Annotated in this window: 25 protein-coding genes and 2 tRNA genes; 20 read left to right on the top strand and 7 right to left on the bottom strand. The window is 66.1% G+C overall.

What is annotated here, in order from left to right:
• Positions 1-95 precede the first annotated feature (95 nt).
• From ACP4XC_RS15725 to ACP4XC_RS15690, 8 genes are all read left to right on the top strand, one after another.
• Positions 96-1,208 carry a branched-chain amino acid aminotransferase gene (locus ACP4XC_RS15725; RefSeq protein ID WP_427171247.1) on the top strand — a complete coding sequence of 371 codons (1,113 nt, stop codon included), beginning with the start codon at positions 96-98 and terminating at the stop codon, positions 1,206-1,208.
• Positions 1,209-1,374: 166 nt separating this feature from the next.
• A complete protein-coding gene (locus ACP4XC_RS15720; RefSeq protein WP_427171245.1) occupies positions 1,375-1,749 on the top strand; it encodes a DUF1304 family protein in 375 nt (124 codons plus the stop codon).
• A gap of 28 nt (positions 1,750-1,777) precedes the next feature.
• Positions 1,778-2,575, top strand: coding sequence for an MBL fold metallo-hydrolase (locus ACP4XC_RS15715; RefSeq protein ID WP_427171243.1), 798 nt, complete (start codon positions 1,778-1,780; stop codon positions 2,573-2,575).
• Positions 2,576-2,614: 39 nt separating this feature from the next.
• Positions 2,615-3,391 (top strand): fumarylacetoacetate hydrolase family protein, encoded by a 777-nt coding sequence (locus ACP4XC_RS15710; protein ID WP_427171241.1) that lies wholly within the window; start codon positions 2,615-2,617, stop codon positions 3,389-3,391.
• Positions 3,392-3,468: 77 nt separating this feature from the next.
• The gene (gltX, locus tag ACP4XC_RS15705) at positions 3,469-4,983 is read left to right on the top strand and encodes a glutamate--tRNA ligase (protein WP_427171239.1); all 1,515 of its coding nucleotides are present in this window, start codon (positions 3,469-3,471) and stop codon (positions 4,981-4,983) included.
• Positions 4,983-5,729: an HAD family hydrolase gene (locus ACP4XC_RS15700; RefSeq protein WP_427171237.1), complete on the top strand. Its 747-nt coding sequence runs from the start codon at positions 4,983-4,985 to the stop codon at positions 5,727-5,729. The genes gltX and ACP4XC_RS15700 overlap by 1 nt, the downstream gene beginning before the upstream one ends.
• The gene (locus ACP4XC_RS15695; protein WP_427171235.1) at positions 5,722-6,318 is read left to right on the top strand and encodes a hypothetical protein; all 597 of its coding nucleotides are present in this window, start codon (positions 5,722-5,724) and stop codon (positions 6,316-6,318) included. Before ACP4XC_RS15700 ends, ACP4XC_RS15695 begins: the two co-directional genes overlap by 8 nt.
• A gap of 249 nt (positions 6,319-6,567) precedes the next feature.
• On the top strand, positions 6,568-6,798 hold the full coding sequence (locus tag ACP4XC_RS15690) for a hypothetical protein (protein ID WP_427171233.1): 231 nt from the start codon (positions 6,568-6,570) through the stop codon (positions 6,796-6,798).
• A gap of 43 nt (positions 6,799-6,841) precedes the next feature.
• On the opposite strand, the gene ACP4XC_RS15685 is transcribed toward ACP4XC_RS15690, so the two are convergent.
• Entirely contained in the window at positions 6,842-8,236 is a 1,395-nt protein-coding gene (locus ACP4XC_RS15685; protein WP_427171231.1) for a hypothetical protein, read from the bottom strand.
• 346 nt (positions 8,237-8,582) lie between these two features.
• Here ACP4XC_RS15685 and ACP4XC_RS15680 point away from each other — a divergent pair.
• Together ACP4XC_RS15680 and ACP4XC_RS15675 are read left to right on the top strand one after the other, a co-directional pair.
• Positions 8,583-8,654 (top strand) — tRNA-Gln (locus tag ACP4XC_RS15680).
• A gap of 142 nt (positions 8,655-8,796) precedes the next feature.
• Positions 8,797-8,869, top strand: a tRNA-Glu gene (locus ACP4XC_RS15675).
• 314 nt (positions 8,870-9,183) lie between these two features.
• On the opposite strand, the gene ACP4XC_RS15670 is transcribed toward ACP4XC_RS15675, so the two are convergent.
• Together ACP4XC_RS15670 and ACP4XC_RS15665 are read right to left on the bottom strand one after the other, a co-directional pair.
• Positions 9,184-9,744 carry a DUF1697 domain-containing protein gene (locus ACP4XC_RS15670; protein WP_427171229.1) on the bottom strand — a complete coding sequence of 187 codons (561 nt, stop codon included), beginning with the start codon at positions 9,742-9,744 and terminating at the stop codon, positions 9,184-9,186.
• A 34-nt stretch (positions 9,745-9,778) separates the two neighbouring features.
• Positions 9,779-10,498: an IclR family transcriptional regulator gene (locus tag ACP4XC_RS15665; RefSeq protein ID WP_011692361.1), complete on the bottom strand. Its 720-nt coding sequence runs from the start codon at positions 10,496-10,498 to the stop codon at positions 9,779-9,781.
• A 112-nt stretch (positions 10,499-10,610) separates the two neighbouring features.
• On the opposite strand from ACP4XC_RS15665, the gene leuC reads away from it, so the two are divergent.
• The 6 genes from leuC to ACP4XC_RS15635 all read left to right on the top strand — a co-directional run bounded on the left by leuC (position 10,611) and on the right by ACP4XC_RS15635 (position 17,165).
• Positions 10,611-12,065 carry a 3-isopropylmalate dehydratase large subunit gene (leuC, locus tag ACP4XC_RS15660; RefSeq protein WP_427171227.1) on the top strand — a complete coding sequence of 485 codons (1,455 nt, stop codon included), beginning with the start codon at positions 10,611-10,613 and terminating at the stop codon, positions 12,063-12,065.
• 9 nt (positions 12,066-12,074) lie between these two features.
• On the top strand, positions 12,075-12,677 hold the full coding sequence (gene leuD / locus ACP4XC_RS15655) for a 3-isopropylmalate dehydratase small subunit (RefSeq protein WP_427171225.1): 603 nt from the start codon (positions 12,075-12,077) through the stop codon (positions 12,675-12,677).
• 187 nt (positions 12,678-12,864) lie between these two features.
• Positions 12,865-14,190, top strand: a complete 1,326-nt coding sequence (murA, locus tag ACP4XC_RS15650; protein WP_427171223.1) for a UDP-N-acetylglucosamine 1-carboxyvinyltransferase — start codon at positions 12,865-12,867, stop codon at positions 14,188-14,190.
• A 10-nt stretch (positions 14,191-14,200) separates the two neighbouring features.
• Entirely contained in the window at positions 14,201-14,947 is a 747-nt protein-coding gene (locus tag ACP4XC_RS15645) for a lysophospholipid acyltransferase family protein (protein ID WP_427171221.1), read from the top strand.
• Positions 14,944-15,996 carry an NAD(P)H-dependent glycerol-3-phosphate dehydrogenase gene (locus tag ACP4XC_RS15640; protein ID WP_427171219.1) on the top strand — a complete coding sequence of 351 codons (1,053 nt, stop codon included), beginning with the start codon at positions 14,944-14,946 and terminating at the stop codon, positions 15,994-15,996. The genes ACP4XC_RS15645 and ACP4XC_RS15640 overlap by 4 nt, the downstream gene beginning before the upstream one ends.
• Before the next feature lie 17 nt (positions 15,997-16,013).
• Positions 16,014-17,165, top strand: coding sequence for a D-alanine--D-alanine ligase family protein (locus ACP4XC_RS15635; protein ID WP_427171217.1), 1,152 nt, complete (start codon positions 16,014-16,016; stop codon positions 17,163-17,165).
• A gap of 54 nt (positions 17,166-17,219) precedes the next feature.
• Here the strand turns inward: ACP4XC_RS15635 and ACP4XC_RS15630 are convergent, their stop codons facing one another.
• Positions 17,220-17,723 (bottom strand): DUF3515 family protein, encoded by a 504-nt coding sequence (locus ACP4XC_RS15630; RefSeq protein ID WP_427171215.1) that lies wholly within the window; start codon positions 17,721-17,723, stop codon positions 17,220-17,222.
• Between the two features lie 103 nt (positions 17,724-17,826).
• Between ACP4XC_RS15630 and thiL the strand changes: the two genes are divergently transcribed.
• From thiL to rsmD, 4 genes are all read left to right on the top strand, one after another.
• The gene (gene thiL, locus ACP4XC_RS15625; RefSeq protein WP_427171213.1) at positions 17,827-18,852 is read left to right on the top strand and encodes a thiamine-phosphate kinase; all 1,026 of its coding nucleotides are present in this window, start codon (positions 17,827-17,829) and stop codon (positions 18,850-18,852) included.
• Between the two features lie 22 nt (positions 18,853-18,874).
• Positions 18,875-19,921 carry a DAK2 domain-containing protein gene (locus tag ACP4XC_RS15620; RefSeq protein WP_427175129.1) on the top strand — a complete coding sequence of 349 codons (1,047 nt, stop codon included), beginning with the start codon at positions 18,875-18,877 and terminating at the stop codon, positions 19,919-19,921.
• Positions 19,911-22,124: an ATP-dependent DNA helicase RecG gene (locus tag ACP4XC_RS15615; RefSeq protein WP_427171211.1), complete on the top strand. Its 2,214-nt coding sequence runs from the start codon at positions 19,911-19,913 to the stop codon at positions 22,122-22,124. Before ACP4XC_RS15620 ends, ACP4XC_RS15615 begins: the two co-directional genes overlap by 11 nt.
• A 99-nt stretch (positions 22,125-22,223) precedes the next feature.
• Positions 22,224-22,802, top strand: a complete 579-nt coding sequence (rsmD, locus tag ACP4XC_RS15610) for a 16S rRNA (guanine(966)-N(2))-methyltransferase RsmD (protein WP_427171209.1) — start codon at positions 22,224-22,226, stop codon at positions 22,800-22,802.
• A gap of 12 nt (positions 22,803-22,814) precedes the next feature.
• On the opposite strand, the gene ACP4XC_RS15605 is transcribed toward rsmD, so the two are convergent.
• The 3 genes from ACP4XC_RS15605 to ACP4XC_RS15595 are packed head-to-tail and all read right to left on the bottom strand — an operon-like array spanning position 22,815 to position 25,694.
• Positions 22,815-23,603 carry a spermidine synthase gene (locus ACP4XC_RS15605; protein ID WP_427171207.1) on the bottom strand — a complete coding sequence of 263 codons (789 nt, stop codon included), beginning with the start codon at positions 23,601-23,603 and terminating at the stop codon, positions 22,815-22,817.
• A gap of 16 nt (positions 23,604-23,619) precedes the next feature.
• Positions 23,620-24,828, bottom strand: a complete 1,209-nt coding sequence (locus ACP4XC_RS15600) for an aminotransferase class I/II-fold pyridoxal phosphate-dependent enzyme (protein ID WP_427171205.1) — start codon at positions 24,826-24,828, stop codon at positions 23,620-23,622.
• Positions 24,825-25,694 (bottom strand): SDR family NAD(P)-dependent oxidoreductase, encoded by an 870-nt coding sequence (locus tag ACP4XC_RS15595; RefSeq protein ID WP_427171203.1) that lies wholly within the window; start codon positions 25,692-25,694, stop codon positions 24,825-24,827. The genes ACP4XC_RS15600 and ACP4XC_RS15595 overlap by 4 nt, the downstream gene beginning before the upstream one ends.
• Positions 25,695-25,716 lie beyond the last annotated feature (22 nt).

Genomic DNA, 25,716 nt, shown 5'->3' with positions numbered 1-25,716 from the left:
GCATCAGGCGTAAGCTAGTTTCGAATCACCAATTTGCTGCCGTGGTCCGACGCTGAACCACGTTCACACGCCAGGCAGCCGACCGTGGAGGAACCATGACTCAGACTGCCCATGGCGTCGAATTCACCCTGCAGCTATCGGCGACCCCGAAGTCTGCTGAAGAGCGTGCAGCCATCCTGGCGAACCCGGGTTTTGGCAACTATTTCACCGACCACACCGCAATCGTGGACTACAGCGTTGATGAGAGCGGCCACGGCGGCTGGCACGACGCCCGCATCGAGGCATACGGTCCCATTTCGCTCGATCCGTCCGCGGCGGTGCTGCACTACGGCCAGGAAATCTTCGAAGGACTCAAGGCCTACCGCCACGCCGATGGCTCCATCTGGACGTTCCGGCCGGAGGCCAATGCCGCACGGATGAACAAGTCCGCCCGCCGGCTGGCCCTTCCGGAGATTCCCGAGGAGTACTTCCTGGGTGCCATCCGTGGACTGGTGGAAGCGGACAAGGACTGGGTTCCGGCCGGCGATGGCGAAGCCCTGTACCTGCGCCCCTTCATGATCGCCACCGAGGCGTTCCTCGGCGTTCGGGCGGCACGGGAGGTGTCCTTCCGGGTCATCGCGTCCCCAGCGGGGAACTACTTCGGCGGCGAACTGAAGCCGGTCTCCATCTGGATCTCGCGCGAATACGCCCGTGCCGGCCGCGGGGGCACCGGCGCCGCCAAGTGCGGCGGCAACTACGCAGCCTCGCTGATCGCCCAGCAGGAAGCCGAGGCCCACGGCTGCAAGCAGGTTCTGTTCCTGGACCAGTTCAACGACAACGCTGTTGAAGAACTTGGCGGCATGAACGTCTTCTTCGTGATGAAGGACGGGTCCCTCGTCACTCCGGCCCTCACCGGCACCATCCTCGAGGGCGTCACCCGTTCCTCGGTAATGCAGGTGGCCAGGGACATGGGCCGCGAGGTCACCGAGCGCAAGATCACCTTGGATGAGTGGCGCGAGGGTGTTGCCTCCGGTGAGATTGCCGAGGTCTTCGCCTGCGGCACGGCAGCGGTCATCACGCCCATCGGTGTGCTCAAGGACAACACCGAATTCATCGGCTCCGAGGACGCGAAGGCGGGGGAGACCACCATGGCAATCCGTGCCAAGCTCCTGGGCATCCAGACGGGCACCGAGGAAGACACCCACGGCTGGCTGACCCGCCTGGCGTAAGCAGGCCCAACCCACTCTCGCGACGTTCGACGGCGGCCCACCACGCGGTGCGGCCGCCGTCGGCGTTTGGCTCCCTCGCTCTAAGCACTGCGGCTCTGTGTGGAAGTGCGGCTCAACGGCTCCCCGCCGCTGGTCCCACAGGCTTGTGCGGGAGCACACTATTGCCATGACTGGACTCGTTCAGGTTTTGGGTGTGATTTTCGGGGTGGTGCTGATCCTGGTTGGCATTCTCGAATCGTTCTTCTTCCGGGACCAGCGGCTGCACCGTCTGTTCCTCATCAATCCCGCAGACACTGACGCCGTGAGGCTGTGGACGGTCAACCTCGGGTTCTACAACATGATCTGGGGCGTGGGTGCGATCGTCGGCTCGATCCTGCTGACTGGCGCCGAGCCGGCCGCCGGGCGGGCGCTGCTGCTTTTCACATGCCTGGGCCATGTTCTTCTCGGCATCATTCTGGTCCTTACTGAACGCCGGCTCTGGGCGAGCGCCATCGCCGAGGCACTCCTTCCGCTGGTCATTAGCGTCCTGCTGCTCCTATAAGTGCCGGATTCGGTGCGAAGATTGAAATGTGATTCCCGACGATCCCCGCAGCGTCCTCCGCAGCACCGAGCTGACCCGGTTCCTCCTCGCCCCGAACCCGGGACCCATGAGCCTGCACGGCACCAACTCCTACGTCATCGCGGCACCGGGCGCGGCCGGCGTCGTGGTGGTGGACCCCGGCCCGCTGGATGAGCAGCACCTGCGACGGCTGGCAGAGGCGGGCCGCGTGGAGCTCATCCTCATCACGCACCGCCACGCCGACCATAGCGCGGCGGCAGCCCGCTTCGCCGAACTGACCGGCGCCCCCGTCCGGGCGGCCGACCCCGCGCACTGCCACGGCGGAAGCCCGCTCCAGGACGGCGAAATCCTGCACGCGGCGGGCGTGGAAATCAGGGTGGTGGCGACGCCCGGCCACACCTCGGATTCCATCTGCTTCCACTTGCCCGGCGACGGGACCCGCGGCTCGGTGCTGACGGGCGACACCATCCTTGGCCTTGGTACAACAGTCCTTGACTTCCCCGACGGGACTCTGGGCGACTATCTTGGCTCGCTGGACCGGCTGGAGCGGCTGGGGCCGGCAACCGTGCTGCCCGCCCACGGTCCCATGCTGCCGGCGCTGGACACGATCGTCCGCGCCTACCGGGATCACCGGCAGGACCGGCTTGCCCAGATCCGCGCCGCCCTCGAGGGCCTGGGTGCGGACGCCGGCGTCCAGGACGTGGCGGACGCCGTGTACGCCGCCGTCGATCCTTCCGTGCGGCCCGCCGCCGAACTCTCCGTGGCAGCCCAGCTGCAGTACCTGCGGTCCGGCACCGGCGCCCCCTGACGCGCGGGGGCGCAAGCCGGAGACTGTACGCTAGGAACCATGCGTATCGCCCGATTTGTAGCCGATTCCGATCCCCTCTACGGCGTTGTCGAAGGACAGCCAGGCAGTGAGGAAGTCACTGTTATCAAGGGCGACCCCTTCTTCCACGGCGTGGAACGAACCACCATCAAGCACAAGCTGGAGGACGTGCGCCTCCTTGCCCCGATCATCCCCCGCAGCAAGGTGGTGGGCGTGGGCCGCAACTTCGTGGAGCACGCGGCGGAACTGGGCAACGAGGTTCCCAAGCAGCCGCTGCTCTTCCTGAAGCCGAACACTTCGGTCATCGGCCCGAACGATCCAATCGTCCTGCCGGAGTTCTCCGAGGAGGTCTCCTTCGAGGCAGAGCTGTGCGTGGTGATCGGCCGGATCTGCAAGGACGTGCCCGAGGACCGCGTGGACGACGTCATCTTCGGCTACACCTGCGGCAACGACCTCACCGCCCGCGACGTCCAGAAGACGGACCTGCAGTGGGCCCGGGCCAAGGGCTTTGACACCTCGGCGCCGCTGGGCCCCTGGATCGAGACGGAGCTGGACACCGAGGACCTGCAGATCCAGGGCCGGCTCAACGGTGAACTGCGCCAGGACGGAAGCACCAGCCAGATGATCCGTGGCGTCCGCGAGCTGGTGTCCGTCGTTTCCCAGGCCTTCACCCTGCTGCCCGGCGATGTCATTATGACCGGCACCCCCGCGGGTGTGGGCCTGGTCCAGGCAGGGGACCGCTTCGAAGTGGAGATCGAGGGCATCGGACGCCTGTCCAACCCGGTGGTCCGCCGCTAAAGGAGAGCCGCAGCGGCAGGCGGGGGTGGGCGGGCTGGTCCGGCTGTCACCCGCCAATTGGTAATGTTGGTTCCACTATGACTACTGCCTCCGCGCCGCTTGCTGCCTCGAACACCGAAGTCACCGCCGACACCCCTGTCCGGGTCCGGTTCTGCCCGTCACCCACGGGCACCCCGCACGTGGGCCTGATCCGCACAGCCCTCTTCAACTGGGCCCACGCCCGGCATACCAAAGGCACCTTCGTGTTCCGGATTGAGGACACCGACGCGGCGCGCGACTCGGAGGAGAGCTACCAGCAGCTGCTGGAAGCCCTGAAATGGCTCGGCATCACGTGGGAAGAGGGCGTGGAAGTCGGCGGACCGCATGAGCCATACCGGCAATCCCAGCGGCTGGACCTCTATAAAGACGTTGTGGCCAAGCTGATCGAGGCCGGCTACGCCTACGAGTGCTACTCCTCCCCGGAAGAGGTCGAGGCGCGCCACCGGGCAGCCGGGCGCGACCCCAAGCTGGGCTACGACAACTTCGACCGCGAACTCTCCGAAGAACAGCTTGCCGCGTTCAAGGCGGAGGGCCGCAAACCCGTGCTCCGGGTGCGCATGCCCGATGAGGATGTCACCTTCACCGACATGGTCCGCGGCGAGATCACCTTCAAAGCCGGCAGCATCCCGGACTACGTCATTGTCCGGGCCGACGGCTCGCCGCTGTACACCCTGGTCAACCCGGTTGATGACGCCCTGATGGCAATCACCCACGTGCTGCGTGGCGAGGACCTGCTGTCCTCCACCCCCCGCCAGGTGGTGCTCATCCGCGCGCTGATGGACATCGGCGTCGCCAGCTACATGCCGGTCTTCGCCCACCTGCCCTACGTAATGGGCGAGGGCAACAAGAAGCTGTCCAAGCGTGACCCGCAGTCCAACCTGTTCCTGCTCAGGGACCGCGGCTTCATCCCCGAGGGCCTGTTGAACTATCTGTCCCTGCTGGGCTGGAGCCTGTCCGCCGACGAGGACATCTTCACCGTCGAGCAGCTGATCGAGCATTTCGACGTCAACGACGTTCTGGCCAACCCTGCCCGCTTCGACATCAAGAAGGCCGAGGCCATCAACGGCACCCACATCCGCATGTTGGCCCCGGAAGACTTCCGCGTCCGACTCGTGCCGTACCTGCAGGCGGCCGGGCTCGTGGGGGAGCATCTCACCGACCGCCAGGAGGAAATCCTTACCGAGGCGGCGCCGTTGATCCAGGAGCGAATCTCGCTGTTGGGCGAAGCACCCGAAATGCTCGCCTTCCTGTTCAAAGCCGATGACGCGATCGACGTCGCCGACGACGCCCGCAAAGGACTGCCCGAAAACCTGGCCGAAGTCCTCGGCGCCGCCATCGCCGCGCTTGAGCCCGTGTCTGAATGGACGGCCGAGAACATCCAGACGGCCTTGAAGGAGGCCCTCGTGGAGGGCCTCGGCGTCAAGCCGCGCCTGGCCTTCGGGCCGGTCCGCACGGGCATCTCCGGCCGGCGGATCTCCCCGCCGCTGTTCGAGTCCATGGTCATCCTGGGCAAGGACTCCTCCCTGAAGCGCCTGAACGTTTTCCGCGGCTGATGACTGCACTGCGCGGCGACGGCGGGCGTGTCCTGCACACGGCATTCGGGGTAGTCCGGGGCGTTCTGTTCGACATTGACGACACCCTGGTGGACCTGGAGTTTGCCATGACTACGGCGTTGCGTGATGTGAGCGAACATCTCCTGCCCGGTCTGGATTCCGCCGGGTGGGAAAAGTTCGGACGGATCTTCACACATGAGACCACCCATTTCTACGACCGTTACCTGGCCGGTGAGCTGACGTTCAACGAGCAACGGCTCCTCCGTGGCCGGGCGGCGCTGGGTCACTTTGGCGTGGAACTTGAGGAAGGCGAGGAGTCGCACAGCTGGCTCACGTCCTATGCCGCCCTGCAGCACGGCTACGTCAGGGCCTTTGCGGATGTGGGCCCTATTTTGGACGCACTGGATGCTGCCGGTATCCCCTACGGTGCGGTGAGCAACAACGTCCACGACTACCAGCGCGTGAAGCTGGACAGCGCGGGACTGGACCGGATTCAAGTGCTCGTGGGAACAGACACAGTCGGAGTGCCGAAGCCTGATCCCGCGATCTATCTGGAAGGCGTCCGCCGCCTTGGCACCAGCGCCGCCGAAACCCTCTTCGTGGGCGACAACCGCCTTCTCGACGCCGAAGGCTCGACGGCGGCAGGACTGCTGGGCGTGTGGTTGAACCGGAGCGGCGGGACGGCGTCGGCCTTTGCCGGACACGAGATTGGATCATTGGCCGAGCTGCTGGAGGAGCGTGCCTAGCCTTTTTTTCCAGGGCGGCGGCCCCGTTCCTGGATCCTCGGTCCCAATGTTCGCGGCAAAGCTGTTTGCCGAGGAGGGCTGGCCTGCGGGGCTGCACTTTGTGGTCCTGAGGTTCGGCCTGCTGGCCGTAGCGGTGATTCTGGCGCTCATGATCCGGAGCAGGATCCTCAAGCGGGTCTGGGGCATGGGCTGGCGGCGCGCGGCAATAGCCTGCGGGATCGGAGCGGTTCTTTTCTATGTCGTTTGGATCGTCTACCTCGGCGGCGTTATGCCTTCCGAGACTGTGGCACGTAACTGGAATGTCGCCTGGCTTGGATTGGATGCGTTTGAAGGTCTAAGCGCCTTGTTCACGTTGCTGTTCCTGCTCCGTCGCAGCCCGTACGCGGTGCTGACCACCGCCGCCTTCTCCACCAGTCTCTGCATTGACGCCTTGTTCGATGTGGCAACGGCTGCTCCCGGGCTGCCGTTGGCCACCGCGGTCCTCGAGGCTGTCCTGGTAGAGCTGCCCTTCGCTGTCCTCTCGGGCGCGCTGGCGCTCAAGCTCCTTAAGGCCAGCGATCCGTCCCTGTTGCCCACGGCGGCGGATTGAACGGCCCGCACCCACCCAGCATTCCCCCAGTTTTGTGGACTTTACTTGGCTCGCTAACATATTCATTCTTTAGGAGTCAGCCAGGTGCGGCACGAGAACACCCCAGACAACGTTCCTGAAGGCCCGGACGGCCGCCCGACGCCGATCGTGCCGCCGACTCCCGCCGCACCGCCCCCCACGCTTGCGCCTCGGACCGTCCCCCACGCAGGCTACGCTCTTGGCGTTCCGGGGAAAAAGAAGTGGTGGAGCATGCCGAAGGTTCTGGCGGCGGCCGGAGCCGCTGTGTTGCTCGCCGGCGGGGGAGGAGCCGCGATTGGATACTCGGTGGGACAGTCGGATGCCACTCACCAGTTCGGGCAAAGGTTCCAGAACGGCCGGCCTAACGGCGCCAACGGGCAGGCACGCCGCAGTCCGGGGCCGGTTCAGGGACAGGTGCAACCGACAGCCCCCGGCACCCCGGGAACCAACGGCAACCCCTAGCCCCGCGCAGGCGGCTTCCGTTGAGGGGGGCGCAGGGAAGCTCCTAGGCCGTTTCCGCCAGCGGGTTCTTTTTCCGCATGAGTAGGAAGGCCGCCACCGAACCCAGGCCAAGGACCCCCACCAGCCCCAGGGCCGTTGCGACATCGGAGGTGCCCACCATGCTTGCCGGTGAGATTGCCGCTGCGCTGGAGTGCAGGGTATCCGTTCCCGCTGCGATCCTGGCATTGCCGTCAGCGAGCTTGTCCGCGCCGCTCGCCAGCTGGGAGGATCCTGCGGCCAGCTTGGTGTTGCCGCTGGAGAGATCCGACGCCCCGGCGGCCAGCGCCTTGGAACCATTCAGCAGGCCCGGATTGGCGGGGTCGCCCGGGTCTCCCTGGATGCCCGTGCTCAAGGCCAGTGTGCCGTCGGCGAGGCGCGACGTGCCATCGGTCATGCTTGCCGCCGCCTTCAGGAGTCCCGGGTGTTCCGGATCTCCCGGCACTCCGTCCATGCCCACCCTGATTTTAGCGGTCCCGTCGGCAAGGAGGCGGGTACCGAGAACCACCCCGGGGCTGCCCGGGTCCTGGCTGTTGAGTTTCCCGCTCAGCGTGCCGAATCCGGCGCTCAGTTTACCCGTCCCGGCATCCAACTGGCCTGCGCCCGCCTGAAGCCTCGACGCGCCCGACTGAAGCTGGGTGGCTCCCTCGTCGAGCTTGTGCGCGCCTGCTGCGATTTTGGCTATCTTGTCCTTCACCACTGACAGCGGCACCAGCCCCTGGATCGGATCGTCCGCGGCAGTCTGCAGGAGCTCAAGCGCCTGCGCGAGTGCCGCCGTCCCGGTGCCTGCCTCCGGGTTGTTGTTGGCGCCGCGGTATCCCTTCAACTGATTGGTTCCCGCCGCGAGTTGGACTGCCCCCGCGTTCAACTGTGCAGCGCCGTTATTCAGACGGGTGGCGCCGTCGGCGAGATTGTTCTCGGCGTTACCTGCCGGCGTCGGCGTGAGGGCCGCGGACAACTGCACCGCTCCGGCTGCCAGCTTCTGCGCCCCGTCATCAACCTTGTACACACCGGGCGCCAGCTTGGTGTTCACATCAGTTTCGATTTTCAGGGCACCGCTGGCCAGCTTTTCGGCGCCCGCCCGTAGCTGGTCCGCCCCGGGAGCGAGTTTGTCGCTGATGCCGGCGTAGATCTTCCTGGCCCCGGCGGAAAGCTTCCCGGCTCCGGTGTCGGCCAGCGTTGCACCGTCAGCGAGCTTCCCGGCACCCTCCTTCAGCTGCTCGGCCCCGGAGGCGGCCTGGCCGGCCCCGTCATTTAGTCTCGCTGATCCATCAGTGATGCGGCCCGTGACCAAGGTGTAGAAACCCAGGAGCGCAATCAGGAGCAGGACGAGCACGGCGATGGCGATCTGCTGGGCGCGGGTCCGGGGGACGGAATGGGCGGCGGCACGGCTCTGTGACACAGGTGGTTCCTCTCGACGACCTTTCCGGCAGCGGCCCTGCTGCCGGAAACTCCCGGCCTGTGACGCAGCTAACACTGGGACACGGGCGTGGCGCTCCCTCTTGTGAGGGTCGGGGAGTCTTGTTACTAGCGGGTAACTTACCGAGCGTAAACTTGAGGGCCCCGTATTGGCAAGGGTTTTTCTGCGATTCGCCCGCCGCCCGCGGCAGCAACCCGCGTTTGGGTGGCTTGGAAGGGGTCGAACGCACTCGATTTGTGCCAGCCAAAACTCTCGGGTAAAGTAATTACTCGTGCTGAGGCGCCGGGAGCGCGGGTTTTCACCCGGGGGCCTGGCCCGAAAGTTCCATTGGGATATGGTGTAATTGGCAACACTACGGTTTCTGGTACCGTCATTCTAGGTTCGAGTCCTGGTATCCCAGCGCTGAAAAGCGGCACACTGAGTAGTAATTCCTTGTGCTGCAATTCACGGTTTCAAAGCAACTTAGCTGATTTGAAACAGCTGCTGAGTGTATGAAATAATCACTGAGCTTGAATGGTGGAAATACCATTCTGGAAGTACGCGGCCCCATCGTATAGCGGCCTAGTACGCTGCCCTCTCACGGCGGTAACGCGGGTTCGAATCCCGCTGGGGTCACAATGGAAACGGTCCCGGGCGCCAGCCCGGGACCGTTTTTCTTTGCCTCCTCCCGGGTTCCTCTGTGAAGACATGACGTCCAAAGACAGCCGCCCGCAGGAAGGCAGCTCCCAGCCGGCGCGCGGCCAGCCAGCGCGCGGCGGATGGGGCGTCCATCTTCTCTCTGGTCCTGGTGGCCGACCCCGTGGTGCCGGGAGGCAGCGCCCTGCTGGATCCTCCAGACGTGGGCTCCATCTCCGCCGACAACCGGCGACTGGCACAATTGCTGGCCGCAGTCCCGGTATTTGCCACCCGCCGGTTATGCGGGCCGCGTGTCAAGATTCCCCAAGGGCTCCGGCGGCGTCGCGGACCTTGATCATGGTGCGGAGGTTGCGTGTTGTGGTGCTCGACTTATAACGCGGCTTGGATGAGAGTTTGCTGAACGGGCTCTCCAGGGTTCCGCCGGCCGGCGCCAGCCACGCCAGGGCCTCAGGGCCCAGCCGGTGCAGGCTGGCACCGTCCGGGTTTGCCCCGTCCGGTTTGGAGCCGGCCTCGAAGAGTTCGTCCAGCATGGCCGGGTCCGAAGACAGTGTGATGTAGGTGTGCGTGGACTTGTCATCTGCCGGGTAGGTGCAGGCATCCACGATTTCTGCCACACGTGCTGCGGTCAGCACCACCACCCACGCGTCATACCCGAAGGACTCGCGCAGGCATTCTTCGAACCGGCTTTTCACCTTAGCGGGACCGAGGTCGCTCAGCAGGGCAACGTTCCCGCTGGCCAGCAGGGTGGTGACTGCGGAGAAACCGCAGGACTTCAGTGCGCTCTTGAGCTCGGCCATCCTGATGGTGATCCCGCCAACGTTCACGCCGCGCAGGAACACTGCATAGCTGTTCATGGCCACAGCCTAGCGTCATGGCCGCGGGAGGGGTTCAGTCGTTATTCTTGCGCAAGGCTTCCGTGAGGACACGGGCGGCGTTGCACACAACTTCAGCGTGCAGCCGGCCGGGCTGGCGGGTGAGGCGCTCGATGGGACCGGAGATCGACACTGCGGCGATGACGCGCCCGGACGGACCACGAACGGGGGCGGAAACAGAGGCGACCCCCGGTTCCCGCTCGCCGAGGCTCTGACCCCAGCCCCGGCGTCGTACTCCCGCGAGGACAGTGGGCGTGAACCGTGCGGCCTGCAGGCCCTCAAGGAGGCGGTCATGGTCCTCCCAAGCCAGCAGCACCTGCGCCGCCGATCCGGCCTTCATGGAGAGCTGGGTGCCCACGGGGATGGTGTCGCGAAGGCCGATAGGGCGTTCGGCGGACGCGACGCAGACGCGCCAGTCACCCTGCCGGCGGAAGATTTGGGCGCTCTCGCCCGTGGCGTCGCGCAGTTGCATCAGCACGGGGCCCGCGGAGGCGATGAGGCGGTCCTCGCCGGCCGCGGACGCGAGCTCTACGAGGCGGCTGCCGAGCACAAAGCGACCCTGGATGTCCCGGCTCACCAGCCTGTGATGGACGAGCGCCAGCGCGAGCCGGTGCACGGTGGGCCGGGCCAGCCCGGTAGCCGCCACGAGCTGCGCGAGGGTGGTGGGGCCGGCCTCAAGGGCATCAAGTACATGGGCGGCTTTATCGATGACTCCGACGCCACTAGAATTGTCCATGTAATGATATTGACGTCTCAATATCTGAGATGCAAATCATCTGGCTGGCGTATTACACGGGACTGCTGATTCAGTTGAGATAAACCACCAACAGCTGTGAAGGGAGATGGCCATGGCAAAGACATTGGCCGAGAAAGTCTGGGACGCGCACGTGGTGCGCAAAGGCGACGGCGAAGGTGCCAATGCCCAGCCTGACCTTCTTTACATCGACCTTCACCTGGTCCACGAAGTGACGTCCCCGCAGGCCTTTGAGGGCTTGCGGCTGGCCGGCCGCAAGCTGCGGCGCCCGGACCTCACCATCGCCACCGAGGACCACAACACGCCCACTCTGGACATCGACAAGCCTATCGCCGATCTCACCAGCCGGACGCAGATCCAGACGCTGCGCAACAACTGTCAGGAGTTCGGCGTGCGCCTGCACTCCCTGGGCGACGCCGAGCAGGGCATCGTCCACGTGGTCGGCCCCCAACTTGGCCTCACCCAGCCGGGCATGACCGTGGTCTGCGGCGACTCCCACACCTCCACCCACGGAGCCTTCGGCGCCCTCGCCATGGGCATCGGCACCTCCGAGGTGGAGCACGTCATGGCCACGCAGACGCTGTCCCTGAAACCCTTCAAGACCATGGCCGTCAATGTTGAAGGCACGCTTCGTCCCGGGGTCACCGCCAAGGACATCATCCTCGCCGTGATTGCGAAGATCGGCACGGGCGGCGGCCAGGGTTATGTCCTGGAATACCGGGGTTCGGCCATCCGCGCCCTGTCCATGGAAGCGCGGATGACCATCTGCAACATGTCCATCGAAGCCGGCGCCCGCGCCGGGCTCGTGGCACCGGACCGGACAACCTACGACTACATGTACGGCCGTCCCCACGCGCCGCAGGGCTCCGAGTGGGACGCGGCCGTGGAGTACTGGAACACGCTGCGCACCGACGATGACGCCACGTTCGACGTCGAAGTGGATCTGGATGCCGACACGCTGGAGCCGTTTGTCACGTGGGGCACCAATCCGGGCCAGGGCGTGTCCCTGTCCGCGAGGGTGCCGTCCCCCGAGGACTTCGGCGACGAGAACGCCAAGGCGGCAGCCGAACGGGCCCTGCAGTACATGGGGCTGGAGGCCGGAACGCCCATGAAAGAGATCCGGGTGGACACCGTCTTCCTGGGCTCCTGCACAAACTCGCGGATGGAAGACCTTCGCGCCGCCGCGGACATTGTCCGCGGCCGCACCAAGGACCCGAACATCCGGATGCTCGTTGTTCCGGGCTCGGCACGGGTGCGGCTGGAGGCCGAAGCGGAGGGCCTGGACAAGGTCTTCAAGGACTTCGGTGCTGAATGGCGTTTTGCCGGCTGCTCGATGTGCCTGGGCATGAACCCGGACCAGCTGGAGGTGGGGGAGCGTTGCGCATCCACCTCCAACCGCAACTTCGAGGGACGCCAGGGCAAGGGTGGCCGCACCCACCTCGTCTCGCCGGTAGTGGCCGCCGCCACCGCCGTGCGCGGCACCTTGAGCTCGCCGTCGGACCTTGATCCTGCGCCGGAATCCGCCGCCCTCCACACCAACGCCGCCTAGGAAGACCCCATGGAAAAGTTCAGCAAGCACACCGGAATCGGCGTCCCGCTGCGCCAGAGCAATGTCGATACCGACCAGATTATTCCGGCCGTCTACCTCAAGCGGATCACCCGCACGGGGTTCGAGGACGCACTTTTCGCGGCCTGGCGCAAGGACCATTCGTTCATTTTGAACCAGGAACCGTTCACTTCCGGCTCGGTGCTGGTGGCAGGCCCGGACTTCGGCACGGGATCATCCCGGGAACACGCCGTCTGGGCGTTGAAGGACTACGGCTTCAAAACCGTCCTCTCCTCAAGGTTCGCCGACATCTTCCGCGGCAACTCGGGCAAACAGGGCCTGCTGGCCGCTGAACTGGCCCAGGATGACATCGAGCTCATCTGGAAGGTGCTGGAAAACGCCCCCGGCACGGAAGTGACCGTGGACCTCGTCTCCAAGACCGTGATCTGCGGCAACGTGGTGGCACCGTTCGAGATCGACGACTACACGCGCTGGCGCCTTCTTGAGGGCCTGGACGACATCGGGCTCACGCTCAAGCACGAGGAAGATATCACGGCGTTTGAAGCAACCCGGCCACCGTTTATGCCAAAGACGCTGCCGGCCCGCCACTCCTGAACGGCGCGCATTTTCCGATCCTGACTGCCGCGCTGCGGCGCCCTGTGGCGCGCCGCAGCGGGGCCGTTGCCGCCTCGCTGATGCCCCGCCTGGCGCGCCCGTATTTCAGATCGGTAACGCAAGCTCCTATGCTTAGCGGGAGCCTTTGTAAGGATTTGTGGGCGAGTAGTCGTGAGGAAAACGGTAAATGAGTAGTGTTCTGACAATCCGCGGAGGCGTCCCGCTAACTGGCCGCGTCAGCGTCCGCGGGGCCAAGAACCTCGTCCCCAAGGCAATGGTGGCGGCGTTGCTGGGCAACGAACCTTCCGTCCTGCGGAACGTTCCGGAAATCAAGGATGTCGAGGTCGTCACCAGCCTGCTTCAGCTGCACGGGGTGACCGTGGACAAGGACCCCGTCACGGGAGACCTCACGCTGGATCCGCAGAACGCCAAGACGGCATCCAGCACGGCAATTGACGCCCACGCAGGGGATTCCCGGATCCCGATTCTGCTGTGCGGCCCGTTGATCCACGCCATCGGTGAAGCATTTATCCCGGACCTCGGTGGCTGCAAGATCGGCGACCGGCCCATCGACTACCACCTGAACGTCCTGCGGCAGTTCGGCGCCGTGGTGGAAAAGCGGCCGGGTGGCATCCATATTTCAGCGCCCAGCGGGCTCAAGGGTGCGAAGATTGCCCTGCCGTACCCGTCCGTCGGAGCCACCGAGCAGGTGCTGCTGAGCGCCACGCGCGCCGAGGGCATCACCGAACTTTCCGGCGCGGCCACCGAGCCGGAAATCGTGGACCTCATCGCGGTGCTGCAGAAGATGGGCGCGATCATCAGCGTCCAGACCGACCGCACCATCCGGATTGAAGGCGTCCGGGACCTTGGCGGCTACAACCACCGGGCCCTCTCTGACCGCAATGAATCGGCCTCCTGGGCTTCCGCCGCTCTCGTTACCCGCGGCGACATCTTTGTTGAAGGCGCCACCCAACGGGACATGATGACGTTCCTGAACACCTATCGCAAGGTGGGCGGCGGCATGGACATCGGCGATGACGGCATCCGCTTCTACCACCGCGGCGGCAAGCTCAACCCGCTGGTCCTCGAAACGGACGTGCACCCCGGCTTCATGACGGACTGGCAGCAGCCGCTTATTGTTGCCCTCACTCAGGCCGAGGGCGTCTCGATCGTCCATGAGACCGTCTACGAGAACCGCTTCGGGTTCACCGATGCCCTGATCAGGATGGGCGCCAACATCCAGGTCCACCGAGAGTGCCTGGGCAGCGTGCCGTGCCGTTTCGGCCAGCGCAACTTCCTGCACTCGGCCGTCATTTCGGGGCCCACGCAGCTGAAGGGCACGGATATCGACGTCCCCGACCTCCGCGGCGGCTTCAGCCATCTCATTGCCGCCCTGGCGGCGACTGGCACCTCCCGCGTTACCGGCATCGACATCATTAACCGCGGCTACGAGCGCTTCACTGAAAAGCTTGCGGGCCTGGGCGCCGATTTCGACATCACCTCGGCCAAGTAGCGGTGTTCCGGTGAAGGAAACGGCCAAGAGCCACATCACCTTTGTCATCGTGGCCGCGATCGTCCGGCCCGTGATGAACCTTTTGATGAACAAGAAGTGGGAAGGCCTGGAGAAGCTCCCGGCCGGTGGCTTCATTGCCGTGCCCAACCACTGCACCGAGATAGATCCGTTGGTGGTGGGCCACATGCTGTACAACCAGAAGCGCATGCCGCACTTCCTGGCCAAGGGAAGCCTCTTCAAGGTCCCGGTCCTGGGTGCGGTGCTGCGCAACACCAAGCAAGTTCCAGTGGAGCGTTCGACGGCGGGAGCCAACCGTTCGCTTCAAATCGCCAAGGAAGTGGTGGACGAGGGCGGCGCCATCATCATCTATCCCGAGGGAACCTTGACCCGCGACCCCCAGCTGTGGCCCATGCGGGGCCACACGGGGGCCGCCCGGATGGCGCTGGAAAGCGGTATTCCCGTGGTGCCCATCGCCCACTGGGGCGCCCACGAGGTGTTTCCGCGCTATGCCAAAAGATTCCACGTGTTTCCGCGCCACACATCCCGGGTGCTAGTGGGCGATCCAATCGACCTCAGCGACTTCGAGGGCCGCCCCCTGGACAAGGCCACGCTGGGTGCGGCCACCAACGTCATCATGGATGCCATCACCGCACTGCTGGCCACCCTGCGTGGCGAAGAGCCTCCCGCCGAAAGGTGGGACCCGGCCGCGCACAACCAGACGAATCACGGCCGCGACATCGAGCGGGGCGGCAAGTGACGCCTGAGCAAATCGAGGCCGGCTCAGCGGTTTCGGTCGCCGTCCTGGGGGCGGGCTCCTGGGGCACCACCTTCGCCAAGATTCTTGCCGACGCGGCGGCTGCCTCGGGGGTCCAGCGAAGCGTCCGTCTCTGGGGCCGACGGGCCGAGGTGGTCGAACAGATCAACACCGCCCACCGCAATCCGCAGTACCTCAAGGACGTGGAACTCCCGCACAGCATCACGGCGTCCACCGATGTCGCCGAGGTCCTGGCCGGCGCCGATCTGGTGGTGCTGGCGGTTCCGGCCCAGACCCTTAGGCTGCAGTTGCGCGAGTGGCGGCACCTGATGTCCCCTGACGCGTTGGTGGTGTCCCTGATGAAGGGCCTGGAACTCACCTCCGACGCGCGCATGAGCGAAGTCATCTGCGAGGAGCTCGGCATCAAAGCCGATCGTGTGGCCGTGGTGTCGGGGCCCAACCTGGCCATGGAGATCGCCCGCGAGGAACCCACTGCCTCCGTGGTGGCCTGTTCCGACGCCGAGGTGGCCGCGTGGATAGCGCGCAGCTGCACGGCACCGTACTTCCGGCCGTACACCACCACCGACGTGGTGGGCGTAGAGATCGGCGGCATAGTCAAGAACGTCATCGCCCTGGCCGTGGGCATCTGCGAAGGCAAGGAGATGGGGGACAACACCAAGGCCTCCGTCATCACCCGGGGGCTTGCCGAGACCTCGCGCCTGGCGCTGGCCCTTGGCGGGGAAGCGCGGACCATGGCGGGGCTCGCTGGACTTGGGGACCTGGTGGCCACCTGTTCGTCGCCGCTCTCGCGCAACCACACGGCCGGGCGCCTGCTGGGCCAGGGCCTGACCCTGGAACAAGTCACAGCCCAGATGACACAGACCGCGGAGGGGATCAAGTCCGGGCAGGCAGTGAATGAACTTGCCGGCAAGCTCGGGGTCGAGATGCCCATCACCGCGGCCGTCGTGGCCGTGTTGGCCGGAAAATTGTCCGTTGACGAACTGGGACCGCTGCTGCTGTCCCGGGACCTGAAATCCGAAGGCGATTACTGACAGTGTCGGAACAGAACTTGAGTGCACAGAACCCATCGAGTGCACGGACCCGCGAAGGCCGGGGGAAGCCCCGGGTAGCCGTTCTCTTCGGCGGACGGTCCAGTGAACACGCCGTCAGCTGCGTCACTGCGGCAGGCGTCCTGGGCGCTATCGACAAGGAAAAATACGAGGTCATCCCGATTGGGATCGCCAAGACCGGCCAGTGGGTGCTGACCTCGGCCGAGACGGCCCAATGGTCCCTGTCCGCCTCCTCACTTCCGGAGGTGGCGCCCTCGGCCCAGACGGTGACGCTCGCGGAGATCGGCGGCGAGCACCAGCTGATCGTTGCCTCCCCGAACCAGGTCCCGCAGGAACTTGGTGCCGTGGACGTTGTGTTCCCGCTGCTGCACGGACCGTTCGGCGAGGACGGCACCATCCAGGGGCTCCTTGAGCTTTCGGACACGCGGTATGTGGGCGCCGGGGTCCTGGCCTCCGCCGTCGGCATGGACAAGCACTACATGAAGGTCGTGTTTGAGGCGGCCGGGCTGCACGTGGGGCCCTATATCGCGGTCACTGACCGCCAGTGGCTGAACGATCCCGAATCCGTCCGGAAGCGCGTGGACCGCTTGGGCTTCCCGGTCTTCGTTAAGCCGGCCCGCGCCGGATCGTCCATGGGAATTTCCAAGGTGGACTCGATGGACGCCTTGGACGCCGCCATCGCGGCGGCCCGTGAACATGACCTCAAGCTGGTGATTGAAGCCGGAATCGTGGGCCGCGAGATTGAATGCGCCGTCTTGGAAGGCCGGGGCACCGAACCGCCGCGGACCTCCATGCCCGGCGAGATCTCCGTGGCTCCGGGCCAGCACGAGTTCTACGACTTCGAAGCCAAGTACGTGGAGGACGACGCCGCGTCGTTGAGTTGCCCGGCTGACATTCCGGAGGAAGCGATCGCCAGGGTCCGCGAGCTGGCGGCGGCCGCCTTTGACGCCGTCGGGGCTGAAGGCCTCAGCCGCGTCGATTTCTTCTACACCCCTGAGGGTGAGCTGATTATCAACGAGATCAACACCATGCCCGGATTCACGCCCAAGAGCATGTACCCCCAGATGTGGGCCGCCTCAGGTCTGGGATACGCGGAGCTGATCGACGAACTGATCTATCTGGCCCTGAACCGTAAGACAGGCCTCCGCTAGAGATCGGCGAGGGTCCAGCCGGGCCCTGCGAGGCAGGCGGCCACGGTTTCTGGCTTATTTTCCGGCGGGCAGGTTCTGGAGGTCTTCCTGGCCCACACAGTGCCGCGTGGCCTTGATCTTTCCGGCTGGCGCGGCCAGCTCGGCGAGCACGGTGGCGGAACTGATCTGGTTGGGATCCATGAGGATTTCCGTGGCGGGTTCTCGCCCGAATGTGGTCAGGGTCCACACCGGGTCGCCTTCCTTGATGACCCAGTCGATCCCGTTGACGGTGACGCAGCGGTCCGTGGTGGGTCCGGGAACGTTGACGCCGCAGCGCAGGATCACCTTGGATGGGTCACCCCAGGCGGCCGTTGCCTGGCTATTGGTCTTTCGCAACCCGGCATCTGCGATCGTGTCAGGCAAGGCGACCATCATGGGAGCGCAGGCGGCGTTCGCCGCATCCTTTGCCGGTGCGACGTCGACAACGGGGGAACACCCGGTGAGAATCAGCGCTGCCGCCGCCGCGGTTGCCAGCGTGCCGAGCGAACGGACGGAAACCGGGGTGCGGAGCAGGAGCATTGGTTAAGACTATCCCGGCAGCGAAGGGCTTCCGAACGGCATCACACGGTGCTTGCACGCGGTCCGGGGCGGAGATGTCGGCTCCTGACGGTAGCGTAGTGCTGTGCCCGAACCCCAGCTGACCGTTGCCGAACTGTCCGAATCAGGGCTGCTCGCCCGCATTTTCCCGCGCCTTAACAACGGCTCTGAACAGGGAACGTCATTGGTCCTTGGCCCCGGCGACGACGCAGCCATCGTGGCCGTGCCGGACGGCCGGGCGGTGGTCAGTATCGACACCCAGGTCCAGGACCAGGATTTCCGCCTTGAATGGGCCAACGGGTACCGCACCACGGGGTTCGACGTCGGCTGGAAAGCGGCGGCGCAGAACCTCAGCGACATCAACGCGATGGGCGCCAAGGCGACGTCGATGGTGGTGAGCCTGACCCTTCCGCCCGAAACGCTGGTTGCCTGGGTGGAGGACTTCGCAGACGGCCTTTCGCACGCCATCCATGAACTCGGCGCCCGCGGCTGCTCCGTGGCCGGAGGGGACCTGGGCCGCGGACGCGAACTTGCGGTCACGGTGGCGATTCTCGGGTCCTTGGCGGGCAAACCGCCGGTGCTGCGCTCCGGGGCACGGAACGGAGACACAGTGGCCCTGGCCGGAACAGTGGGGTGGGCCGCGGCCGGACTGGCGCTTCTCGAGTCCTCGCAACGCGCGGATACCCTGACGCCGGAACAGCGAACGCTGGTGGAGCGGCAGTGCCGGCCGGTTCCGCCGCTGGCCGCAGGGCCACGTGCCCTGGAGTCCGGGGCAACTGCCATGATGGACATCTCCGATGGCCTGGTCCGCGACGGCATCCGCATGGCCGCGGCAAGCGGCGTGGTGCTCAACCTGGATCCCGCCGCACTCAAGGAGCTGGCCATTCCGCTCCTCCCGGCGGCAGAGCTGCTGGCAGCCGACCCCATGCTGTGGGTGCTCGGCGGCGGGGAGGACCACGGTCTTCTGGCCACATTCCCGGCAGGGGTTCAGTTGCCGCCGGGTTTCGCTGCGATAGGCTCAGTGGAAGCCCTTGCTGCAACGGAAAGCACGGGGGTCAACATAGCGGGCATGCCCGCTGACGCCGTGGGATGGGATCACTTTGCAGACTAAAATTGCCGCCAACGCGCAAGCGATGAAGCGGTGGTTGGGTAAAGCCGAAACCACTCTGGGAAACCATAGTGACCGTCTCAACGCGATCAACATCTTTCCGGTTGCCGACGGCGATACCGGCACCAACCTCTACTTGACGGTGCGTGCCGCCGCCCGGGCGCTGAACCATCCCGTGGGGCCTGGCGGGTCGGGCCAGCACGACGTCGGCGCCGTTCTGGCAACCGCCGGGCAGGCGGCCATGGAGCAGGCCCGCGGCAATTCCGGAACGCTATTTTCGGTGTTCCTGTGCGCCGCCGCGGAACCGCTGGCCGGCCAGACCCGGCTGAGTTCAGCTTTGCTGGCCGCGGCACTGAACCGGGCCCAGATCCGGGCCTGGTCGGCTTTGAGCGAGCCGGTCCCCGGAACAATGCTCTCCGTGATGGAGGCGGCGGCGCGGGCGGTGGCCGGCGTTGACGCGGAGCAAGACGGCGATGACAGCAACCACGCCCTTGCCCTGGCCCTGGACGCGGCGGTGGGAGCGGCCGTGGAGGCTGTTATCCGGACCGAGGACCAGTTGGAGGCCCTTCATGCCGCCCACGTCGTGGATGCAGGTGGTGTGGGGATGCTCCTGATCCTTGACTGCCTCCGCTCGGCGGTGCTGGGTGAGGAACTGCAGAGCGAGCTGCTCGACGGTCTTCACGGCTATGACGTCCAGGACCCGCACATCCACGCGGACCTCCCCGATGACGACGGCGTGGAAGTCATGTGCACCATCAGCCTCTCGCCCCTGGAGGCGGCCACGCTGCGCCAGCGGCTGGACGAAATGGGCGATTCCGTGATCATGAGCCAGGTGGGCGGTTCGGCAGGTGCCGAAGGCAAGTACCGCTGGCGCGTCCACGTCCACGTTCCGGCCGCGGAGCCGGCTGTTGCCCTGATTGGCTCCCTGGGGGAGCCCTCGGACATCTCGGTCAGCCAGCTGGCGCTGCCCCGCGACCCTGAGCTGGGGTCCTTGGATGTTCCGGCCCACGGCGGGGCGGATGCTGTGGTTGCCGATAGCGACGTGCGGGAACCGTCCGGACATGAACGCTGAGCTGGAACTGGGCCTCGAGCGGCGGATCGGAAAACGTTCGGCCGCCGTCATCGAGAAGCACCTTGGCATCACCACTGTGGGTGGCCTGCTTAATTACTTTCCGCGCCGCTACTTGAGCCGCGGTGAACTCACCCCCATCAGTGACGTCCCCTTGGACGAGGAAGTGACCCTCATCGCCCGGGTGGTGACCAACAGCACCCGTGCCATGCGCGCGCGCCGCGGCTCGCTTACCGACGTTGTGATCACCGATGACGCCGGCACCCTGAAAGTCAGCTTCTTCAATGGCTTCCGGGCCAAGGCCGAACTCCTGCCAGGCCGCCGCGCCATGTTTTCCGGCAAAGTGACGCGTTACGGCGGTTCGCTGGGGTTGACCAACCCGGATTTCCTCCTGCTGGACGAGGATCCCGAGACCCCGGGCGTGGACCCGGCAAAGCTCGCGGCCATGCCCATCCCGGTATACCCGGCCACCGCCAAGCTCACCAGCTGGTCCATCCAAAAGGTGATCGCCACACTCCTTGACACCGTTGAGCTTGAAACCCTTGATGATCCCCTGCCGGGCGAAATCGCGGCGCGGGAGAAGTTCCTGCCACTGGCCGAGGCTTACCGGCTGATCCACGCTCCGCAGGCACCGCCCGACTGGCAGCGCGCCAGGGACCGGTTCCGCTATCAGGAGGCCCTGGTTCTGCAGTCCGCGCTGGCGCGGCGGCGCGCCCAGCTCGCGGCAGAGGAGGCCACCGCCCGGCGCCCGGTCTCCGGCGCGCTGTTGTCTGCCTTCGACCGCCGGCTGCCCTTCACGCTGACAGCGGGCCAGTCCGCCGTCGGGAAGACGCTGTCCGAAGAACTGTCCATGGACACCCCCATGAACCGGCTCCTGCAAGGGGAAGTGGGTTCGGGTAAAACGATCGTGGCGCTGCGGGCCATGCTTCAGGTGGTGGACGCCGGGGGACAGGCTGCCCTGCTCGCGCCCACCGAAGTCCTCGCCGCCCAGCATTTCGAATCGATCCGGAGGACCCTGGGCCCCCTTTCCAGGGACGGGCTACTCGGTGGCCTGGGCCCGGACACCGTCCAAGTCACCCTGCTCACAGGTTCCATGCCAACGGCGGCCAGGAAACAGGCAATGCTCGACGCTGCTTCCGGGACTGCTGGGATCGTCATCGGCACGCACGCCCTGCTCAGTGAGAACGTGTCCTTCTATGACCTCGGCCTGATCGTTGTGGACGAGCAGCACCGTTTCGGCGTGGAGCAGCGCGATGCCCTGCGGGCCAAGGCCAGCAGGCCACCGCACTTGCTGGTCATGACTGCCACTCCTATTCCCCGGACCGTCGCCATGACCGTGTTCGGCGATCTTGAGACGTCCGTGCTGGACGAGCTCCCGGCGGGGCGCGCACCCATTTCCACGCATGTGGTGGGGCTCGCGGAGCATCCCGCCTGGGCCACGCGGATCTGGTCCCGTTCCCGTGAGGAGATCGACGCCGGGCACCAGGTGTACGTTGTGTGTCCGAAGATTGGGACTGACGACGACGGCGACTTCAGTCCCGGGGAAGCGGAGCCATCCGCCGCGGACCTCGAGGGGGACGGACCTGCCCGGGAGCTGGCATCCGTCACCGCCGTCGTGGATCACCTTCGGGACGAACCGTCGCTGTCCGGTGTGCCCCTGGCGCCGTTGCATGGACGGCAGGACCCGGTGCTGAAGTCCGGCACCATGGCCTCGTTCACGTCCAATGAGATCAAGCTGCTGGTGTCGACCACCGTGATCGAAGTGGGTGTGGACGTGCACAACGCCACCCTGATGGTGATCCTTGACGCCGACAGGTTCGGCATTTCCCAGCTTCACCAGCTCCGCGGCCGGGTGGGACGCGGCGGGTTGCCGGGGACGTGCCTGCTGGTCACCGCACTGGAACCGGGCCACCCGAGCCGGCGCCGCCTGGACGCAGTGGCGGCCACCACAGACGGCTTCGAGCTTTCGCAGGAGGACCTCAAACTCCGGCGCGAAGGCGACATCCTGGGGGCATCGCAGTCAGGGGGCCGGTCCACGCTGAAGCTGCTGCGGGTGCTTGAACACGAAGAAGTCATTGGCCGGGCCCGGCAGGATGCACAGCGGATTGTGGGGCAGGACCCCACACTTGCGGCCCACCCTGCCCTGGCCGGAGCGATCGACGACTATTTGAACCCCGAGAAGGAGGCGTTCCTTGAGCGTGGCTAGCACACAGCAAACGGCCGGAGCAGTGCAGCCGGCCTGCACACCCCAAGCGACCGGCACAACTCAAGCGACTTGTCCTGGAGTGTCGGGAAGGACCGCGGGGTGAGCCGCGTTGTTGCCGGCGTTGCTGGCGGGACGCCCTTGGTTAGTGTCCCGGGTTCGCTGACCCGTCCCACCACGGACCGCGTCAAGGAAGCCCTGTTTTCCAGGCTTGAGGCTTTCAACGTGGTGGCGGGCGCGCGGGTGCTGGACCTGTATGCGGGTTCTGGGGCCCTGGGGGTGGAAAGCGCCAGCCGCGGAGCCGAAACCGTTGACCTGGTGGAGTCCGACGCGAAAGCGAGTGAGGTCTGCCAGCGCAACGCGGACATGCTCAACGGCGTCGTGGGCCGCAAAGTGGTGACGGTGCACCGGTCACGGGTGGAGTCTTTCCTGGACCGAACTGTTCAGGGGACAGAGTGGGACCTGGTGTTCCTGGACCCGCCATACCCCTTGGACGAACCGGCCATGAGTTCAGTGCTGGACGGCCTGTCCCCGCATCTGGCGGAAGGGGCAGTGGTGGTGGTGGAGCGCTCCTCGCGCAGCCCGGAGCCTGGTTGGCCCGCCTCCCTGGAGCGGTTCGCCGAGCGGAAATACGGGGAGACCACGCTGTGGTTCGCCGAGCCCGTGGCCGGCGGCAGCTAGGAGCCGGAGCAGCTAGGAACCGGACAGGACGTCCAGGTCAACGCCGGAGAGCACCTTCGCCGGATGCGGGCCCCGGGCCGTCAGTGCCGCTGTCCACATGTCCGGCCACGGGCCCTGCGTGCCCGTCAGGATGATATTTCCCGGATAGCGGCCGGTGAACATGCCGGCCTCGGCGAAGGCCGAAACATCGGCCATGGCCTGCCGTAGCGCAGCCACCTGGCTCCGGACCAGGGTGAGCCCCGGTTCGTCGCCAACATTGATGATCAGGACGCCGCGCGGGGTCAGCCGAGCCGCGGCCTCCCGGTAGAACCCGCTGCACGCGATGTGTTCGGGAGCGTCGGGCCCGGAGAAGATGTCCAGGATCACCACGTCGAAGCGCAGCTCCGCCGGAAGCCCGGTGATGGCGTCCCGGGCGTCACCGATCACGGTATGCAACTCAGTGCCCTCGGGAAGCGGGAGCTCGTGCATCACGAAGTCCAGGAGTTCCCTCTCCAGCTCCACGGCGTACTGGACGGAACCGGGCCGGGTGGCCTGGATGTAGCGGGCCAGGGTCAGCGCCCCGGCGCCAAGGTGGAGCGCGTTGATGGGCTCGCCCCACGGTGCCGCGAGGTCCACCACGTGGCCGATCCGGCGCAGGTATTCGTAGAAGATGTCATCCGGTTCGGCCAGGTTCACATGGGACTGCTCCGCCCCCCCGATGCTGAGCACAAAGCCTCCCTCGGTAAAGGGATCGGGCTCGATCGTGGCGTGCTTGCCCGACGCCCTGAGGAACCGCGACGCCACTGGCCGCTGTGCAACCATCCTTAACGCCTCATCCCTAGAGCCTGTCGCCCAGGGTGGCGAGGCGTTCGGCGGCTTCCTCCAGGACGTGGATCTTCTTGCAGAACGCGAAGCGCAGCAGGCTCCGGGTGCGCTCGGCGCCCTCGGGGTGGCAGAACACCGGCACCGGGATGGCGGCGACCCCCACCAGTCCGGGGAGCCTGCGGGCCAGGTCCACCGAATCGGTGATCCCGAGCGGCGAGGTGTCGACGTTCACGAAATAGGTCCCCTGCGGCGTGAACACGTCCAGCCCGGCCGCGCGAAGCCCCTCGCTGAGGATGTCGCGTTTGTACCGGAGCGTATCGGCGATACCGGCGTAAAACTCGTCCGGCAGGCCCAGCCCCACGGCGATCGCGGCCTGGAATGGTGTGCCGGAGCTGTAGCTGAGGAACTGCTTTACGGTCCGAGCGGCTGCCACGAGGTGATCCGGGCCGCTAAGCCAGCCGATCTTCCAGCCCGTGAACGAGAAGGTCTTGCCGGCGGAGGAAATAGTCAGCGTGCGCTCCGCCGCACCAGGCAGTGTAGCCACCGGAATGTGCGGTGCGCCGAAGGTGAGGTGTTCGTAGACCTCATCGGTGATGATGACGGCGTCGTGCCGGACGGCGAGGTCAACCACGCGCTGCAGCACCCCGCGCGGGAACACCGCACCCGTGGGGTTGTGCGGATTGTTCAGCAGCACCACCTTGGTACGGGGGCTGAAGGCTGCCTCGAGCGCGGCAAGGTCGGGCATGAAGTCAGGGGCCAGGAGCGGGGCCGTGACATGCGTTGCCCCGGAAAGCCCGATGATCGCTCCATAGGAGTCGTAGAACGGCTCGAAGGTAAGCACTTCATCGCCAGGGCCCACGAGGGCCAATACCGACGCGGCAATGGCCTCCGTGGCGCCGGTGGTGACGATGATTTCGCCCTGCGGGTCCGGTTCCAGACCGTAGAACCGCTGCTGGTGGACGGCGATTGCCTCCCTTAGTCCGAGGATGCCCTTACCCGGCGCATACTGGTTGGCGCCCGCCGCGATTGCGGCCTGGGCGGCCTCTTTGATCTCCACGGGGCCGTCCTCGTCCGGGAAACCCTGCCCCAGGTTGATGGCTCCCGTGCTGAGGGCGAGAGTGGTCATCTCCTCGAAAATGGTGACGCCCAGCGTGCCATTGGCTGCCAGCAGGTTGGCCCCTGAAGCGGCGCGCTGCCACGGGGCAGGAACTGTTGTGCTCACTTTCGACGTGCCTCTCCATCGGGCGCGGCCGTCTGCTGGCGGCCGGTGAACTTTTCCATGCTTGTGTAAATCCGGAAGATCCTCCCCAGGGCGTCCCAGGCCCGGAGCGGAAGGATGCCCCGGAGGATCTTGCCAAATTTCGCCCCGGCGGGCGCGATCAGCTGCGGCGTGCCTGCGGTCATTGCCCGCCACGCCCGGACCACTGCGTCGTCCGGCGTCATCAAGGGAGTCAGGAACGGGCCCCGGGCGCCGGCGAACATCCCCGTGGAAATATAGCTCGGGCAGTACGTGGTCACCTTGAGGTGGCGGTAACCCTGCTGCTCCAGCTCCAGGCGGAGCGAGTCGCTCCAGCCGATGACGGCCCATTTGGAGGCCGCATAGACGCTCATCCTGGGGTTGGCGAGGGTTCCGGCGGCGGAGGCGACGTTGAGGATCCGCCGGGGCCTCCCGGCGTCGGCCATCATGTCCGGAAGGAATGCAAGGGTGACATACATCGGCGCCAGCGCGTTGATGTCCATGGTGCGTCCGATATCCCCCGGGCTGTGGTCCCAAAAGAGTGCTCCCCGCACAATCCCCGCGTTATTGACCAGCAGGGCCAGCGGGCCCTCGGACCTGCATTCGGCGGCGGCCGCGGCGATGGCGGCGGGGTCCGCCAGATCCACCTGCCGGGCCACCACGCGGGGACCCAGTGCGGCCACCTCGGCGGCGGTCCGTGCGAGGGCATCGGCGTCCACGTCCCAGAGGATCACCACGGCGGCGCCTTCCTTGGCGGCACGGAGGGCGTAGAGCCTGCCCATGCCCATGGCCGCACCGGTCACGAGGACCACGCCCCCGGCCACGGCGAAGGGAATGTGTGAGTCTGACATTCAGTCATGGTATCCCGGCCCG

It is taken from the genome of Arthrobacter sp. 92 (assembly GCF_050260325.1).
Classification (GTDB): Bacteria; Actinomycetota; Actinomycetes; order Actinomycetales; family Micrococcaceae; genus Arthrobacter.
This window is presented reverse-complemented; position numbering and strand designations above follow the sequence as displayed.